Raw genomic sequence first — 16,147 nt, forward strand, 5'->3', positions numbered from 1 at the left:
GCCGACCCAAGGCCGGGTCGTACGGCTACGCCGCGGCGGGGATCATCCCCGCGGGCGCGGGGCCGACACACCCTGCGGCGAATACAGCGCGAACCACCAGGGATCATCCCCGCGGGCGCGGGGCCGACCAGGTCGAGCAGCCCTGCCAGGGCGGGCAGCGGGGATCATCCCCGCGGGCGCGGGGCCGACGTGCGGTGGCGGTGATCGAGGCCCGGCCCACGGGGATCATCCCCGCGGGCGCGGGGCCGACACTTGCTGACCTGGGTGTTTGCTGAGCTGGGTGCTGTTTTTCATTCACTTCGTTTTGGTCTTTTGGGTTCTCTCGCCGACCTTATATGACCGATCGCCGTCGTTTTGTCGGCGCTGGCTTCTATGGTGCTGGTCGTCGGTGTCGAGGAGGCGGTCATGGACGAGCGTGAACTCGGATTCCTTCAGGATCCGGACGTGGCACGACAACTAGGCGTTTTGTGGGGGAAATCGGCTGCTAAGGCAGCAGGTCGTGTGAATCTGCTGATGTGTCATCTCCTCGACACCGCTGCGGTCGCTGAACAGATCTGGGACCGTTACCTCGCCCCGTCCACCAGGACGTTGCTGGAGGAGGTGGCGGGAGGGCCTGGGCGTGGGCGGCGATTCTTCGCGTGGCTGTGTGGCATTCATGACTGCGGGAAGGCGACTCCGGCGTTTCAGCAGATGGACGAGGCCGGGGCGCAGGCCGTACGGCAGGCGGGGCTTACCTGGATGTCCACGGGGCAGCAGCGCTGGCGCCATGATCGGGCCGGCGGGAAGCTCATCCGGGATGTGCTGAGTGGGGCCGGGTGGCCTGAGGAGCAGATTTCGTGGATATGGCCATTAGTCGCCGGACACCACGGGAAGTTTCCTCCGGCGGGGCAATTGATCGAACCCGTCCGCGCACGGGGTCATCTGCATGGCAAGGGCCCCGCATGGCGGCGGGTGCAGTCGGCGGTTGTCGAGGTCTTCACTCGCGAGCTAGGGTTCGACGGCCTGAAGGAGGTCCAGCCGGTACAGGTGCCCAGCCGCGCCGATCAGCTGCACTTGAGCGGTCTGGTTGTGATGGCCGACTGGATCGCCAGCGATGAGCGACATTTCCCGGGAGTGGATGATCTACGGGACGTGAGCCTCACTGCCTCTCGCGAGCGTGCCGGCCTGGCGTGGGAAAAGCTGGGGTTACGGGGCGGCTGGGGCATGCTCGGCATCCCAGGAGATGAAGCTTTCGGCGACCGTTTCGGGCATGGGCCGCGCCGGTCGCAGGAGCTGGTGATGGACGCCGCCCGGCGTATGGCGGGCCCAGGCCTGGTGATCGTCGAGGCCCCGATGGGAGAGGGCAAGACCAAGACCGCATTGATGGTGGCGGAGATCCTGGCCGCGCGGTTCGGAGCCGATGGGGTGTTCGTCGGCATGCCGACCCAGGCGACCAGCGACCCAATGTTCTCCCAGGTACGCGCCTGGGCGGCACAGGTATCGCCGGGACTGGAGTCACAGGTGGCGCTGCTGCACGGCAAGCGCCGTTTCAACCCTGAATGGCAGGCGCTGCTGGAGGATGCCGGCGACTGTCCCGACGATATCTACGGGACGGTCGACGAGGACGCCCTGTATGGGATGTCACCGTCAGATGACGGGGAGGCCCCCGAGCGGCGGGCCCCTGCGGAGTGGTTCCTGGGCGGCAAGCGCGGCCTGCTGACCCCGCTGGTAGTGGGAACGATCGATCAACTGCTGTTCGCGGCGACCCGTACCAAGCATGTGATGCTGCGGATGGCCGGGCTCGCGGGCAAGGTCGTGATTTTGGATGAGGTGCACGCTGCCGACGTGTACATGTCGCGATTCCTTCTGGAAGGACTGCGCTGGCTGGGGCAGGCCCGTGTCCCGGTCGTGCTGCTGTCGGCGACGTTGCCGCCCGCCCAGCGGCGTGCTCTGGTCGATGCCTATCTCGCCGGCGCTGCCTCACGCGAGGAGCCACCGGCACTCGACCTGCCCACCTCTGGGGGCTACCCGAACGTCACCGCCGTCTGGCTGCAGGAGGCGGAGCCGCACGCGATCCTCGATGATTGCGCGTCCTGGCGTCAGGATCTCCCGGTGCGGGTCGAGGTACGTGCCGAGCCCTCGCGCGCAGCATCGGAGCCCGAAGGCGGCGGCACGCATGCGGATGTCGCCGAACTCCTCGCCGACCGGTTAAGAGACGGCGGCTGCGCCTTGGTGATCCGCAACACCGTCGACCGCGCGCAGGACACCTACCGGGCGCTACGTGCCCGTTTCGGGCAAGCCGACGTGTTCCTCCTGCACGGCCGACTGCATGCCGCGCACCGGGCGGACCGTACGGAGACGGTGTTGGCCCGGCTCGGCCCGTCGGGTAAGCCTCGCCCGCGCACCATCGTGGTGGCCACCCAGCTCGCCGAGCAGTCGTTCGATGTCGATGCCGACATCCTGATCACTGACCTGGCCCCGATCGACCTGCTCCTCCAGCGGATCGGCCGGCTCCACCGCCATGACGGCGTCCCGCGCCCTGCCCCTGTCGGCGAACCGTGTGTCGTCATCACAGGATTCGACCCCTCAGGCACGCGGGCCCCGTGGATCCTGCCGGCCAGCGAAGCGATCTATGGCCGCTACCTGCTGCTGCGCACGGCCGCGCTGGTGTGCGCGGCCGACAACCGGGACTGGAAGATCCCCGGCCAGGTCCCCGAGCTGGTCGCCGCCGTCTACGGCGAGAAGCCGGTCGTGCCCGAAACGTGGGCACAGGAGGAACGAGCGGCGTTCGCCATCTGGGAGGAAGAGCAGTGGGCTCGCGCCAAGAGTGCCGAGAAGTTCCTGCTTACCCGGTTCAAAGAGCATGAGAATCCGACCCTGGAGGGCCTGCACTACGCGGAGACCAGGGGCAGCGATGAGATCGTTCAAGCCATCGTCCGCGACGGGGAACCCAGCGTCGAGGTCGTCATCGTCCACCAGGACGAGCGCGGCTACACCTCCTGGACGGGGCGGCGTCTTGGAATCAACGGCGAGGCGCCGCCCCACCTGGTCGATGAGGTTCTCGGCGGCACGGTGCGCCTTCCGACCAAGCTCGCCGCAGCGGCCACCAGCGAACTCCAGCCGCTGGAGGGCTGGCGAGACCATCCGTGGCTTCGCTACAGCAGGACCCTGACGCTCGACACCCACGGCCGGGCGACCCTCGACCGATTCATGATCCGCTACGACACGGATCTCGGACTGGTCGTCGACAATCCCCAGTAGCGGCTCAGGCTCCATCAGGGTGCCCGGCCGGTCGCAACGCCAACAGGTAGCGACCGGCCGGGCACGCGACCGCGTCCGAGTCCTTCCGCGAACGTCAATTGACGATCGCAGAGGATCCGGCTGGCGCGATCCCCGCAGATGCGGGGCCGAAGCGCGCGCTAGGCCAATCGTTGGACCATCCCCGCATGGGCGAGGCCGATAGCCACCCAACTGACACATCGCGCCAGGGAAAGTGAACCACCTTCGGTCTGTGAAGCGCACGGGGATGTGGCCCGTAGTCCTGATCCGCTGCGAGCGACGGCCATCGCCCCCTACAATTCCGTGGCAAGGGACAGGTAAATGTAGGCCTATCGTATTCATAAGCCTTCCTGACCTGGAAGGGGAGGAAGAACCATGCCCGATGGATGTCGCTCTTCGCGTCTGCCTCAGCGTCGGTACACGCCGGAACTGAAAGACCACGCCGTCCGGATTGTCCGGGAAGCCATCAAAGAATCTGGAACATCGTACGGAGTGATTACGCAGGTGGCGCGCCAACTCGGCATCGGGCCGGAGTCTCTGCGGACCTGGGTCCGGAATGCCGGGATCACTGGTTCCCGACGTCTGGAGGCCGCGAGCACTGATGTGCGCCTCAAAGAACTGGAGCGCGAGGTACGAGAGCTGCGCAGGGCCAACAAGATCCTCAAGCGAGCCTCCACCTTCTTGGCACGCCAGCTCAGCATTGCAGCCACGCCCTGGTGACATCAGCAGAGTCTCCGCATCCAGATCGCCCTCAGCGGCCGCCGCCGTACGGGCTCGCTGGGGTACCCGTGTCTCGCTTGCCGATGGCTCTGGTCACCACCGCCCGGGCACTGCGCTCGCTTTCGAACGAATCGGCTCCCGACCGCGACTTTTCCGCCAATGCCCGTCCCAAATGACGGAATTCGGACGAGGAAATATCGGTGGGGCAGAAAATGTCGGTGGCCGCCTCTACGCTCACACCAGACTTTGTTGCTCTGGTACGCCACTTCCCCCTAAGGCAGGCCATGGACCAGTTCGACCTCGTACGTGACGGATGGCTGCCGCTACGGCGGCGGCATGACGATGCTCTGCTTGAGGTGGGGATCGAGAGGGCCCTGACCGAGGCAGACACCTTCACTGAGTTGGTGGTCGAGCTTGCGACGCAGGTTCCCGCGCTGCTGAGGCAGGTATTGTTGCCAGTCGTCGCCGACGCCGTGGGCCTACCCGCCGATCGTGCGGAGTGGCGGAAGCGATTTGAGGCTGGAGCGTTCAACGAGACCGAGCGTGACCAGATCCGCCTGTATCTGGCAAACCATCACGGCCGGTTCCAGGCTTTCGGCCAGACCCCCTTCGCGCAGGTGGGCCAGTTAGAGGCGGCCAGCGGGGGGACCAAGGGCTCGGGATTGCTGGTGGCGACGGAGTCCACGGGCAACAACGTGCCGCTGTTCGCGGCGCGGACCGAGGCCGAGCCGCCTGCGTTGACGCCGGCGGAGGCGATGCGGTGGCTGGTGCACGCGCACTGCTGGGACACCGCGGCGATCAAGACCGGCGCTAAAGGCGACGCCAAGGTCAAGGCGGGCAAGACGACGGGCAACCCCACGGGGCCGCTGGGCCAGCTCGGCGTTCTCATCCCTACCGGTCACACGCTGTACGAGACGTTGTTGCTGAACCTGCCGATCGGGCCGACGTCCGTGCTCGGCACGCCGCACTGGCGGCGTCCCCCGGCGGGCCCAGCATGGGCTGCTGCCGGTTACCCGGACGGGCTGCTTGATCTGTGGACGTGGCAGTCCCGCCGTATCGGGTTGATTCCCGAGGACACGCCACAGGGTGTGCGGGTCAGGCGCGTGATCGTCGCGGCAGGGGACCGCATGCGAGAACTTCCGGAGTGGGAACCACACACGGCATGGAAGTACGACAAGCCTGTGGCGAAGACCAAGGCGGCCGATCGCAAACCCCGTCGGCACGTCCCCGGCAAGGCGATCTGGCGTGGCCTGGAAGCGCTGTTGGCTGTCCACCGGAGTGACCTGGACAGCGGTTCGGTAGAGACGAGCAGCCTGCTGAGGCAGGTCGCTGACCTGCGCGCGCTTGGAGCGCTCCAGGAAGACTACCCCTTGCGGGTGGAGGCGTTCGGAATCACCTACGGCACTCAGTCGGCCGTCATCGACGACGTCTACCACGATCGGATCCCGTTGCCGGTGGCCGCGCTGGAGCCGGACGCCGAGGTGTATGGGGTGCTGGTGGAGATGACCAGCCAGGCAGAGCAGCTTGCGCGGGTGATCAACCACCTGTCGGCGGACCTGCGGCGGGCCGCTGGGCTGGATCCGATCCCGTGGGATAAGGGCCAGCGCCCCGGGGAGCAGCTTCTCCACCGCCTGGACCCCGTCGTCCGCCGTGTCCTTGACCATGCGGGCGGGCTCAGTGACGAACAACTGGAAGCGGTGCTGCTGGCCTGGGAACAGGTCGCCTACCGGATCACCCGCGAGGGCGCTGATGCGGTGTTCGCCACGGTGCCGGAGTCCGTATTCGCCCCACGCCACAGCGGCGACGAGGAGGCCTCCGTCACCAATCCCGGACTCGGGACCGTGGAATGGCGGCTTCGACGCGACCTTTCGGCCATCTTGCCGCGCGCCGCAGAGCACCGGCGGGCGGCCTGACCCGAGTCACCCGACCCGCCTACTTCGATGATGGAGCGTGATATCGCGATGGCAACCCCGTACTGGAATCGTGCGGCATCGGATGGGACCTGGCTTACCGACACAAGGACCAACCACCCGCTCGGCCCTCCGCCAGGAGAGGACCTGGCAGCGATGCGGGCCGGGCTCGGCCGCAGTTTCGGCGAGGTGCCGAAGCTGTGGCCGTACTACACGGCCGAGATCGATGATGAGCTCGCCCGGCGCGGCCTGGCGTCCATAGAGCAGAAGGCCGAGCACGCCGCGCTGGCCCTCTACGGGCTGCACCAGCAGTCCAAGAGCGTCTCGATGCACCGGCCCGGCGTGCGGCTCGGCACGGCCCTGGCGCGGTTGCGCACCAGCGACAAGTTCAGCCAGAAAGCAGTCGACGACCGGGTAGAGGCGGCGGCCACGACCACCACGGTGGATGGGCTACTGATCCGGCTGCGAGGCCTGGTCGATCTGCTGCGCACAATCAACCAGCCTCTCGACTATGACCATCTGATGCGGCTTATTCATCACTGGCACTACGACGACCGTCGTCGTGCCGCCCGCCGCCAGTGGGCCCTGGACTACCAGGTCTGGAAGCAGAAGCCGCCGGAGGATGAACCTCCACTCGGGTCCTGAACTGCGTCACCCTTTTAACGAGATCACCGGAGATAACGATGACCAAGCACCAATACGTCGATTTCCACATCATCCAGACAGTTCCCCCTGCGAATTTGAACCGGGACGATCAGGGCAACCCGAAGGACGCCCGGTTCGGCGGGGCACGCCGTGCCCGAGTGTCGTCCCAGGCATGGAAGCGCGCCACCCGGCGTGCGTTCGACGACAAGCTGCCCGAGGCCGATCAGAGCACCCGTACCAAGCGCATCGCCGGGCAACTGGCCGGGCGCATCGGATCACGCATCGGCCTGAATGGCGAGGCGGCGGCGCGGATCGCCGGCGCCTTGCTGGAACCGCTGGGCATCAAGGCCGGTAAGAAGGCCGGGGACACGGCCTACCTCCTGTTCTTCGGTTACCGGCAGCTGGATGAGATCGTCGATCTGATCGCCGACCAGGCCAAGGATCTGGCCGAGTTGGACGATGAGAAGCTCAAGGCGGCTACGAAGGACCTGGCCGTCGCCGAACGGCTGAAGACCGGCCACCCGCTCGGGGTGGCGCTGTTCGGCCGGATGGTCGCCGACATCCCCTCCCTGAAGGTGGACGCGGCCACCCAGGTCGCCCATGCCATCTCCACCCACGCGGTGGAGATCGAGTCGGACTACTACACCGCTGTCGATGACGAGAACGAGGCTGATGAGTCCGGCGCCGGGATGATCGGAAACATCGGCTTCAACGCCGCGACGCTCTACCGGTACGCCACCGTCGGCGTTCACCAACTCGTGGACAACCTCGGCAGTGTGGACTCGGCGATCGAAGCGGTAGGCCGGTTCGCCGAGGCATTCGCGCTGTCGATGCCGACCGGGCACATTAACTCCTTCGCCCACCGGACCCGGCCCAGCCTGGTCGCGGTCGTGGTCCGCGACGACCAGCCCGTCAACCTCGTGTCGGCTTTCGAACGCCCCATCCGGGGGACCGAAGGGATCGCTGCTGCCTCAGCCGTACGGCTGGCCGCCGAGTACGCGCGATCCACTCAGCAGTGGGGGGATGAGCCCGTGCACGTCGGGGTCTGTCACGCGTTCGACAATGACGCCATCGACGGGGCGTTCGGCGACAACCAGACCTTCGTCCAGTTGCTGACCGGCCTGGACGACGCGCTGACCGTCTCGTGGAAGACGGATTGATGGCCGGGCCCGACCCTGGCCAGGCCGCCCTGGTGCTGCGACTGGCCGGGCCGCTGCAGTCCTGGGGCGACCAAAGCGAGTTCAACCGGCGCGACACCCGCCCGCAGCCGACCAAGTCCGGCGTGATCGGACTGCTCGCCGCCGCCGCGGGCCACCCGCGAGAGGAGCCGCTCGGCGATCTGCTCGGGTTGACCATGGGCGTGCGCGTCGACCAGGAGGGCACCCTGTTGCGGGACTACCACGCCGTCAGCGACTACCAGGGTCGCCCGCTCCCCCAGGCAGGGGTATCAGCCAAAGGCGTTCAAAAGCCAACCTCGCCCGCCAAATACACTCACGTCACTCAGCGGTTCTACCTTCAGGACGCGGTGTTCGTCGCTGCCGTAGCAGGCCCGGCGCCGTTGATGGAGTCCCTGGCCAAGGCCATCACCCACCCCGCCTTCCCCCTGGCGCTGGGCCGGCGTTCCTGCATCCCGTCTCAGCCCATCCTCCTCGGGATCACGTACGAGTCCATACTTGAGGTGCTGACCACTCAGCCGTGGCAGGCCGGGGACCACGCCCGCGCCGCGTTCGAAAGACGGCACGGACGGCTGGCCCGCATCGATCGGATGGTGACCGTTGAAGCGGCCGACGGCGATCAGATCCTGCACGACGAACCCGTGTCGTTCGACCCACGTGACCGCCGTTACTCCACCCGCCGGGTCAAGCATCTGTGGCGGCCAATCCCCACCGGATTCGACAACCCGGTCGCGCCCGCCGACGCCTCCTCAGCGCACGATCCGTTCGCCCTGTTGGGCTGGTGACCTTCGATGACCTACCTGTCTCGCATCAGAATCAACCCGCTGCGCGCTCAGAGCCGGGCCATGCTGGCCAGCCCCAGAGTCATGCACGCCTACGTCTGTGCCGGAGTTCCCGCGACCCCCGACAGTGAGCGGATCTTGTGGCGGTTGGACGTCGACAACTCCCACCGTCCCCTGCTGTTCGTCCTCACCCGGTCCAAACCCGACTGGTCGCACCTCGTCGAGGCGGCCGGCTGGCCCGACGCCGACGGCGAACACTTCGCCATCGGCGACTACACGGCACTGCTCGCCAAGGTCACCATCGGCCGCGAGTTCGCGTTCCGGCTTACGGCCAGCCCGATCCAGAACACCAACCGCCCCGACAAACCGACTCCCGCCCAGGCCGAGCGGATCGCCGCCGGGGACCGCAGATCGTTCCGGCTCGCCCATCGCACCGCGACCGCCCAACTCGGCTGGCTGCTGGACCGCACCGTCCGGCACGGTTTTGAGATCCCCCCGGCCCGCACCGATCCCCCGATCACCGACCTCACCGACGACAAGGCCGCACCCGCCCCCGACGTACGGCTCATCGCCCGTAACCGTCAGGCGTTCACCAAAGGCGACCGCGGCAAGCAGATCATCCTGCACACCGCGACCTTCGAAGGCCGCCTGCGCGTCACCGACACGGCCCTGCTCGCCAGCGCCCTGCTGGGCGGTATCGGCCCGTCCAAGGCCTACGGGTGCGGACTGCTCACCCTCGCCCCGCTACCAACCGGCCGGTGAGGTGAGATGGCTGACATCTGGTGGAAAGCCCACCCTCACGACCTGCACCGCGTCTCCGACCGCGTCTCCAGCGTCTACGTCGAACGTAGCCACATCGACCGCGACGAGAATGCCGTGGTCATCATCAACAAGCGCGAGACCGTCCGCGTCCCCGCCGCGATGGTCGCGGTCATGCTGATGGGACCCGGAACCCGCGTCACTCACGGCGCGATCCGCCTGCTCGCCGATTCCGGCACCACCGTGTGCTGGGTCGGCGAACAGGGGGTTCGCATGTACGCCGCCGGACTCGGCCCCGCACGCGGCGCCGCACTCCTGCACCGCCAGGCATGGCTCGTCACCCGCCCCAAGGAACGACTGAACGTCGCCCGCGCCATGTACGGCATGCGCTTCCCCGGCGAGGACGTCTCCACCGCCACCATGCAGCAGCTCCGCGGACGCGAAGGAGCACGCATCCGCAAGCTCTACCAGGCGCATTCCCAACGCACCGGCGTCGCCTGGAAGCGCCGCGAATACCGTCCCGGCGACGCCCACGCCGCCGGTGACGATCTCAACCGCCTCCTGTCGGCCGCCCACGCCGCCCTGTACGGCATCTGCCACGCGGTCATCGTCGGCATCGGAGCCAGCCCTGGCCTGGGATTCGTTCACACCGGCTCGGCCATCTCCTTCGTCTTGGACATCGCCGACCTCTACAAAGCCGACTACACGATCCCCCTGGCCTTCGACCTCGCTGCCAAAGGCCTCACCGAAGAACGCGACGCCCGCATCGGCCTGCGCGACCGAATCGCCCAGACCCGGCTCCTCGATCGCATCGTCACCGACATCAAAACCCTCCTGACCCCCGAAGGATCAGACCTCCCCGACGAGGACCTCAACCGACTCTGGGACGACCAACTCGGCACCGTCGCCGGCGGCACCAACTGGGCGGACGAATCCGACATGATCATCAACCTCGGCCTCGACCTCGTCCAACCGACGATGGGCGACGATCACATTGCCGTCATCGGCCCCGAGTTCGACACCCCCGGCTCGGCCTCATGACCGTCATCGTCCTGATCGCCGCGCCCGAAGGCCTCCGCGGCCACCTCACCCGCTGGATGGTCGAAGTCAACGCCGGAGTCTTCGTCGGAAACCCCAGCCGTCGCATCCGCGACCGTCTATGGGATCTGCTCGCCGTGCGTATCGGAGACGGGCAGGCCATCCTTGTCGAGCCCGCCAGCAACGAACAAGGATGGACTGTCCGCACCGCAGGCGAAGACCGCTGGCACCCCACCGACTACGACGGCCTCATCTTGTCGGCCCGTAGCCGAATCCAACTGAATGAAAACCACCTCCCCGCCCGCTAAACGCCCAGCTCAGCAAGTGTCGCCCCCGCGCCCGCGGGGATGCTCCGTTCCCACACGCCGTCGTCCAGGCCGGTCAGGGGTCGCCCCCGCGCCCGCGGGGATGCTCCCGCCCGCCGGGTGATGCGCTCGCATTCCTCCTCGTCGCCCCCGCGCCCGCGGGGATGCTCCCGGGTACGCGCCGGGCGCGGTCAACCTGAGCGTGTCGCCCCCGCGCCCGCGGGGATGCTCCTCGGAGTCTCACCGTGCCAGAAGATCGACTTGCGTCGCCCCCGCGCCCGCGGGGATGCTCCCTCCGTCATCTCGTCGATGGCCTTCGTGGCGCGGTCGCCCCCGCGCCCGCGGGGATGCTCCTGGACGCTCAGCGATCCGGTGCTGCTCAGCCGGGTCGCCCCCGCGCCCGCGGGGATGCTCCGTCCGGCAGCAGACCACCCTCGGGTACACGTTCGTCGCCCCCGCGCCCGCGGGGATGCTCCTGACCGGCTGTGGCTCGCGACCGGCAACAACATGTCGCCCCCGCGCCCGCGGGGATGCTCCCTGGTTCGTCGAGTCCGTGTTGGTCCGCCACGCGTCGCCCCCGCGCCCGCGGGGATGCTCCGCCGCCGGTGACGCCCACGCGGCCGGCTTGTTCGTCGCCCCCGCGCCCGCGGGGATGCTCCGCCCGGCGGGAGCAGGCGGTTGAAGAGTTCGGCGTCGCCCCCGCGCCCGCAGGGATGCTCCTAGCGTTCCACCGGTGTACGTCCATCCAAAGTTGTCGCCCCCGCGCCCGCGGGGATGCTCCACGTCCATGCCCGTGCGGAGGATCTGCTCGCCGGTCGCCCCCGCGCCCGCGGGGATGCTCCCGCCTCGTCGACGTCGCCGTTCAGGCTGTCGAAGTCGCCCCCGCGCCCGCGGGGATGCTCCGCCCTTGTCGGCTTCGACGGCGATCCGCCGCAGGTCGCCCCCGCGCCCGCGGGGATGCTCCCTGCATGCGGAGCCACCACCGCTCCACGGCGGCGTCGGCCCCGCGATCGCGGGGATGCTCCTATGATCGCCGAGTATGCCCGGCACAACGGGCACCCGATCTGCTGCGCGAACGGATCGATGGGACCACCGGGTACTGAGAATGGCACCGCGGAGGCTTGTAGGCAGGATGTCTGGCGGAGAATACGGTGTAATCGAGGCTCCAGACACCAAAAAATCCGGAGGTCAGCGGTGACTCGTCAGATCTTTTCCGTCATCGGGGGCAAGGACGTCGCGTCCGGCACGGCCTATGAGTCGATCAACCCGGCGCGGCCCGACGAGACCGTCGCGGCCGTGGCGCTGGCCGACGCCGCCACGTTCACCGGCGCGTGCCGTACGGCGGCCGCCGCGCAGCGGGAGTGGGCGCGGGTCCCGGCGCCGGTGCGGGGGCGGGTGATCGCGTCGATCGGCCGCCTGGTCGAGGCCAACACCGAGGCGCTGGCCGGGCTGGTCACCGAGGAGATCGGCAAGCCGTACGCCGAGGCGCTGGGCGAGGTGCGGGAGATCGTCGACACCTGCGACTTCTTCCTCGGCGAGGGCCGCCGCCTGTACGGCCAGACGGTGCCGAGCGAGATGCCGGACAAGAGCCTGTTCACGTTCCGGGTGCCGGTGGGCGTGGCCGCCATCGTGACGGCGGGCAACTTCCCGGTGGCCGTCCCCTCGTGGTATCTGGTGCCCGCCCTGCTCTGCGGCAACGCCGTGGTGTGGAAGCCCGCAGAGTATGCCGCGGCCTCCGCGCACGCGCTCTACCGGCTGTTCGCGGCGGCCGGGCTGCCCGCCGGCGTGCTGAACGTCGTCTTCGCCTCCGGCGCCGACACCTACGACGGCCTGGAGCTGGCGCTGACCGAGGGCACCGTGCACAAGGTCGGCTTCACCGGCTCCAGCGCCGTGGGCCGGAAGATCGGCGAGCTGTGCGGGCGGCACCTGCAGTCGCCGTGCCTGGAGCTCGGCGGCAAGAACCCGATGGTCGTCATGCCCGACGCCGACCTCGACCTCGCCGTGGAGGGCGCCCTGTTCTCCGGGTTCGGCACGGCGGGGCAGCGGTGCACCTCGCTCGGCACGGTCATCGTGCACGAGGAGGTCCACGACGAGTTCCTGGCCCGGTTCGCCGAGGCCGTGCAGAACGCGAAGATCGGCGAGCCGACCGGCGACGTGCTGTACGGCCCGCTGCTGGACCACAGGTTCGCCGAGCGGTACGAGGAGTACCTCACCTGGGTCCGGCCGCACCACACCGTGCTGCCCGGGCCCACCGGCCGGATGGACGGCACCGGCCTCTACTACCACCCCGTCATCGTGGACGGGGTCCGCCCCGACGACCGGCTGTTCCTGGAGGAGACCTTCGGCCCGATCGTGGGGGTGACCACGTTCGGCACGCTGGACGAGGCGATCGAGCTGGCCAACCGGCCGGGGTACGGACTGTCGTCGTCGATCTACACCACCGACCCGAAGACGGCGTTCCGGTTCCGTTCCGGGATCTCGGCGGGCATGGTCAGCGTGAACAACTCGACGTCGGGCGCCGAGGCCCACCTGCCGTTCGGCGGGAACGGCAAGTCGGGCAACGGCAGCAGGCAGAGCGGAATGTGGGTCCTCGACCAGTTCACCCGGTGGCAGGCGATGAACTGGGACTACTCGGGCCGACTGCAGAAGGCTCAGATGGACGTGGCGGAGATCACGCCCGATCTGGGCTTCCGCATCTGATCACTCGGGGCCGCGGCGGCCGTCGTATCCGAGCAGCCGCATGGCGACGTCCGGATCCATCGCGGCGGCCAGCAACTGGGCGCGCTCAGCCGCCCGGTCCCTGGCCGCCTCGGCCTGCCTGCGTGCCCTGCGCTGTACGCGAGCCACCACGACGGCCGCGGTCAGACCGGTGATCAACGCGATGAGCGCGACGGCCAGCGCGAGCACGAGACCGCCCGGCATGCCCTTCGGCGGCTCGGCGAGCACCATGCCGAGCGGCACGAGCAGCAGCACGGCCGCGACCCCGCCGGTGATCGCCCAGAACGTGCCGCCGGACGACTTGGCCGGAACGGGAACGGACGCCACCGGCGGCGGCCCGCTGTTGCGGGTCGCGAAGCCGTCGTGGCGGACAAAGGTGGGGGCGGCGACCAGCACCGGCGGCGCGCCCGGGCCGCTCGGACCACTCGGACTACTTGGGCCGCTCCGGCCAGGCGGGCGGGTCAGTGTGGCCGGCGGCGCCGCCGTGGCCACCGTGGCCGCGGGCGCTGAGCCGGCCGCCGACGCTCTGGTCAGCTCCCGCCGTGGCGGCACGGGCAGCTCCACCGGGACCGTGCCGTGGCCGCGGTGCGCCTGCGCGGCGGCCTCGTGGTACGACTCGATCTCCGCGTAGAACTCGTCGGAGCCGTAGACGCTGCCGTCGACGAGCGGTCCCCTGGCGCACTCGATGACCGCGACCACGTCGTCGCCGCCCAGCGTCTTGTGCTGTTCCAGGGCATGGGCGACCGCGAGCACCTCGCGGCGGTTGTCGCGCAGCAGGTCGGCGGTTTTCTCCAGGAGGCGGGCGAGGTTGAACTCGATCCGCTCGGGGATCAGGTCGGGCAGCGGATCGTCGCGTACGCCCCCGGACTGCCGCTGGGCCGCCTTGCCCTCGCGCAGTCCCAGCTCCTGCAGTGCCGGGAGCGAGGCCACGCCGATGCCCATGCCCCAGTGCGCCTCCATGAGCCCGGTCAGCATGGTGGCCGACTGCAGGTCGCCCGACACTCCGGAGGAGTTGTCCTCGCCGAAGAACATCCGTTCACCCGCCAGAGAGGCGAGGGAGACCATGATGTCCGCCTCGTACTCCGACCTCCACCGGGTGAACTGGTCCTCGGGTTTGATGCTGGCGACCATGCCGAGATAGTCGGCGCCCTTCTCGATCGTCGCGATGTCGATCTCAAGGTGGTGCCGGGTGCGGTAGGCGACCACCGCGTGGCAGGCCTCGTGCACCGCCACCGCGTGGCGCTCGCGCTCGATGTACTCGACGTCCTCGGGCGGGCCGAGCTGCTTGAGCCGCTTGGCCCGCTTGACGTCGGCCCAGGTGATGACGTCGTGGCCGTCCCGGATCGCGGTGATGAGCGACTCGTTGACCAGGTCCTTGATCGTGGCCCCGGTGGCGTACGGGGTGATCGTGGCGAGCTTGTCGATCTGCTCGTCGGTCAGTTCGTGCCGGACCTTGCCGAAGTAGCCGTGATAGGTCCGGATCCGGCCTGCCTTGGACGGATAGCCGACCTTGTAGATGCGGTCGATCCGGCCCGGCCGAAGCAGCGCCTCGTCGAGGGCCTCCGGCAGGTTGGTGGCCATCATGATCAGGATGCGGTACTTCGGCGGCGGTTTGGGCCGCATGCCGAGCAGCCGGCGCACGTACCGGTTGACGAAGCCGCGCGGCTTCTTCAGGCCGGAGATCTCGGTGAGCAGCGCCTCGAGGGTGCCCATCCCCCCGCCACCGCCCATGCCGCCGCCGAACACCATGCGGTTGGTGATCAGATGGCGGGTGTCCTCGTCAAGGTAGGCGAAACCGTTGCAGCCGGCCCGCTGAGACGATGCGGCCTGAACGGACGCGGCGCGGCCCCAGCCACCGGCGCCGCCGGGCCCGGCGGGTCCGCCCTGGGCCAGCGCGCCGCGGTTGCCGAGCGAGTCGGCCTCGTCGAAGAAGACGATCACCCCGCCGTAGCGGAGGGCCAGCTTGCGCAGCTTGCGGAACAGCGACTTGACCTTGAGCACACCGACGCCGAAGAACATGTTGATGAACGCGCCGGGGTCCACGAAGACGTACGGCTTGCCGGTGGAGCCGGCCACCGCCTCGGCGAGCAGGGTCTTGCCGGTGCCCGGCGGCCCCCACAGCAGGATGCCGCTCGGCACGTAGCCGCCCTTGGCCTCGATCTCGTCGGGCCGCTCCAGGAAGACGATGTTCTCCTTCACTCGTTCGACGACGTGGTCCTGGCCCCACACGTCGGAGAAGCGGGTCTTGATGTCGTCGGGGTAGTAGACGTCGACGCCGCCACGTGACAGGAACCAGAAGATCGCGACGAACTGGCCGACGGCGAGCAGCATGAGCAGCACGACCTGCAGGACCGTGGGCAGGAATCCCCAGATCGTGGCGGGCACGCTGTACAGCGCCTCGACTGGGGAGACGTGCTGCACCTTGCCTAGCACGAGCGCGATGACCGCGATCCAGATGAACCATTTGACCGCGCGGGCGATGCGGTAGCGGTTCCAGTCGTTGAACCTTCGGTGCGTCCAGCGGTTCCAGCCGCCGAAGACCCGGCGCGTCCAGAACCGGTGATAGGCCGCCGAGCGCTCACTGATCAGGAAGTGCGCCTGCCTGGCGGCCTCGATCCCGGCCAGCCACAGGACCCACGAGGAGCCCTCGATCATCCGTACCAGGGCGTCGTGCGCCGACATGAGGCCGGGGAAGGCGACCATGTCGTTCCACATCAGCGCGCAGAACGCGACGGCGAGCAGGATCAGGAACTTCACCCGATCCCACAGCGCGAGTCGCTTCCTGGTCGCCGAGTCTCGGTCGGCGGGACCGGACCCCGGTGCGCGAAGGCTCATAC

The 16,147-nt window shown here is 68.6% G+C and carries 11 protein-coding genes and 2 CRISPR repeat arrays (1 of these 13 only partly in view); of the genes, 10 read left to right on the forward strand and 1 reads right to left on the reverse strand.

Annotated features, from left to right (window positions below):
* A CRISPR array of direct repeats spans positions 1–250; the repeat unit is 28 nt; unit sequence GGATCATCCCCGCGGGCGCGGGGCCGAC (it extends 380 nt beyond the left edge of the window).
* Positions 251–405: 155 nt separating this feature from the next.
* The 10 genes from cas3 to ACFHYQ_RS14095 all read left to right on the forward strand — a co-directional run bounded on the left by cas3 (position 406) and on the right by ACFHYQ_RS14095 (position 13,292).
* Positions 406–3,240, forward strand: a complete 2,835-nt coding sequence (gene cas3 / locus ACFHYQ_RS14050; protein ID WP_394301568.1) for a CRISPR-associated helicase Cas3' — start codon at positions 406–408, stop codon at positions 3,238–3,240.
* Between the two features lie 393 nt (positions 3,241–3,633).
* Positions 3,634–3,978, forward strand: a complete 345-nt coding sequence (locus tag ACFHYQ_RS14055) for a transposase (protein WP_394301569.1) — start codon at positions 3,634–3,636, stop codon at positions 3,976–3,978.
* Between the two features lie 284 nt (positions 3,979–4,262).
* Positions 4,263–5,891: a type I-E CRISPR-associated protein Cse1/CasA gene (casA, locus tag ACFHYQ_RS14060; RefSeq protein WP_394301570.1), complete on the forward strand. Its 1,629-nt coding sequence runs from the start codon at positions 4,263–4,265 to the stop codon at positions 5,889–5,891.
* 27 nt (positions 5,892–5,918) lie between these two features.
* Complete coding sequence (gene casB / locus ACFHYQ_RS14065) at positions 5,919–6,533, forward strand: type I-E CRISPR-associated protein Cse2/CasB (protein WP_394301571.1); 615 nt, start codon at positions 5,919–5,921, stop codon at positions 6,531–6,533.
* Between the two features lie 38 nt (positions 6,534–6,571).
* Complete coding sequence (cas7e, locus tag ACFHYQ_RS14070) at positions 6,572–7,693, forward strand: type I-E CRISPR-associated protein Cas7/Cse4/CasC (RefSeq protein WP_394301572.1); 1,122 nt, start codon at positions 6,572–6,574, stop codon at positions 7,691–7,693.
* Positions 7,693–8,493: a type I-E CRISPR-associated protein Cas5/CasD gene (gene cas5e / locus ACFHYQ_RS14075; RefSeq protein ID WP_394301573.1), complete on the forward strand. Its 801-nt coding sequence runs from the start codon at positions 7,693–7,695 to the stop codon at positions 8,491–8,493. Before cas7e ends, cas5e begins: the two co-directional genes overlap by 1 nt.
* A 6-nt stretch (positions 8,494–8,499) precedes the next feature.
* The gene (gene cas6e / locus ACFHYQ_RS14080; RefSeq protein WP_394301574.1) at positions 8,500–9,252 is read left to right on the forward strand and encodes a type I-E CRISPR-associated protein Cas6/Cse3/CasE; all 753 of its coding nucleotides are present in this window, start codon (positions 8,500–8,502) and stop codon (positions 9,250–9,252) included.
* Between the two features lie 6 nt (positions 9,253–9,258).
* Positions 9,259–10,290, forward strand: coding sequence for a type I-E CRISPR-associated endonuclease Cas1e (gene cas1e / locus ACFHYQ_RS14085; protein ID WP_394301575.1), 1,032 nt, complete (start codon positions 9,259–9,261; stop codon positions 10,288–10,290).
* The gene (gene cas2e / locus ACFHYQ_RS14090; protein WP_394301576.1) at positions 10,287–10,595 is read left to right on the forward strand and encodes a type I-E CRISPR-associated endoribonuclease Cas2e; all 309 of its coding nucleotides are present in this window, start codon (positions 10,287–10,289) and stop codon (positions 10,593–10,595) included. Before cas1e ends, cas2e begins: the two co-directional genes overlap by 4 nt.
* Before the next feature lie 18 nt (positions 10,596–10,613).
* Positions 10,614–11,617: a CRISPR direct-repeat array (repeat unit 28 nt; unit sequence GTCGCCCCCGCGCCCGCGGGGATGCTCC).
* A 169-nt stretch (positions 11,618–11,786) separates the two neighbouring features.
* Positions 11,787–13,292: an aldehyde dehydrogenase family protein gene (locus ACFHYQ_RS14095; RefSeq protein ID WP_394301577.1), complete on the forward strand. Its 1,506-nt coding sequence runs from the start codon at positions 11,787–11,789 to the stop codon at positions 13,290–13,292.
* Here ACFHYQ_RS14095 and ACFHYQ_RS14100 read toward each other — a convergent pair whose 3' ends face one another.
* Positions 13,293–16,145: an AAA family ATPase gene (locus tag ACFHYQ_RS14100; protein WP_394301578.1), complete on the reverse strand. Its 2,853-nt coding sequence runs from the start codon at positions 16,143–16,145 to the stop codon at positions 13,293–13,295.
* Positions 16,146–16,147 lie beyond the last annotated feature (2 nt).

Origin of the sequence: Sphaerimonospora cavernae (genome assembly GCF_042435035.1) — a bacterium.
In the GTDB taxonomy this organism is placed as follows: Bacteria; Actinomycetota; Actinomycetes; order Streptosporangiales; family Streptosporangiaceae; genus Sphaerimonospora; species Sphaerimonospora cavernae.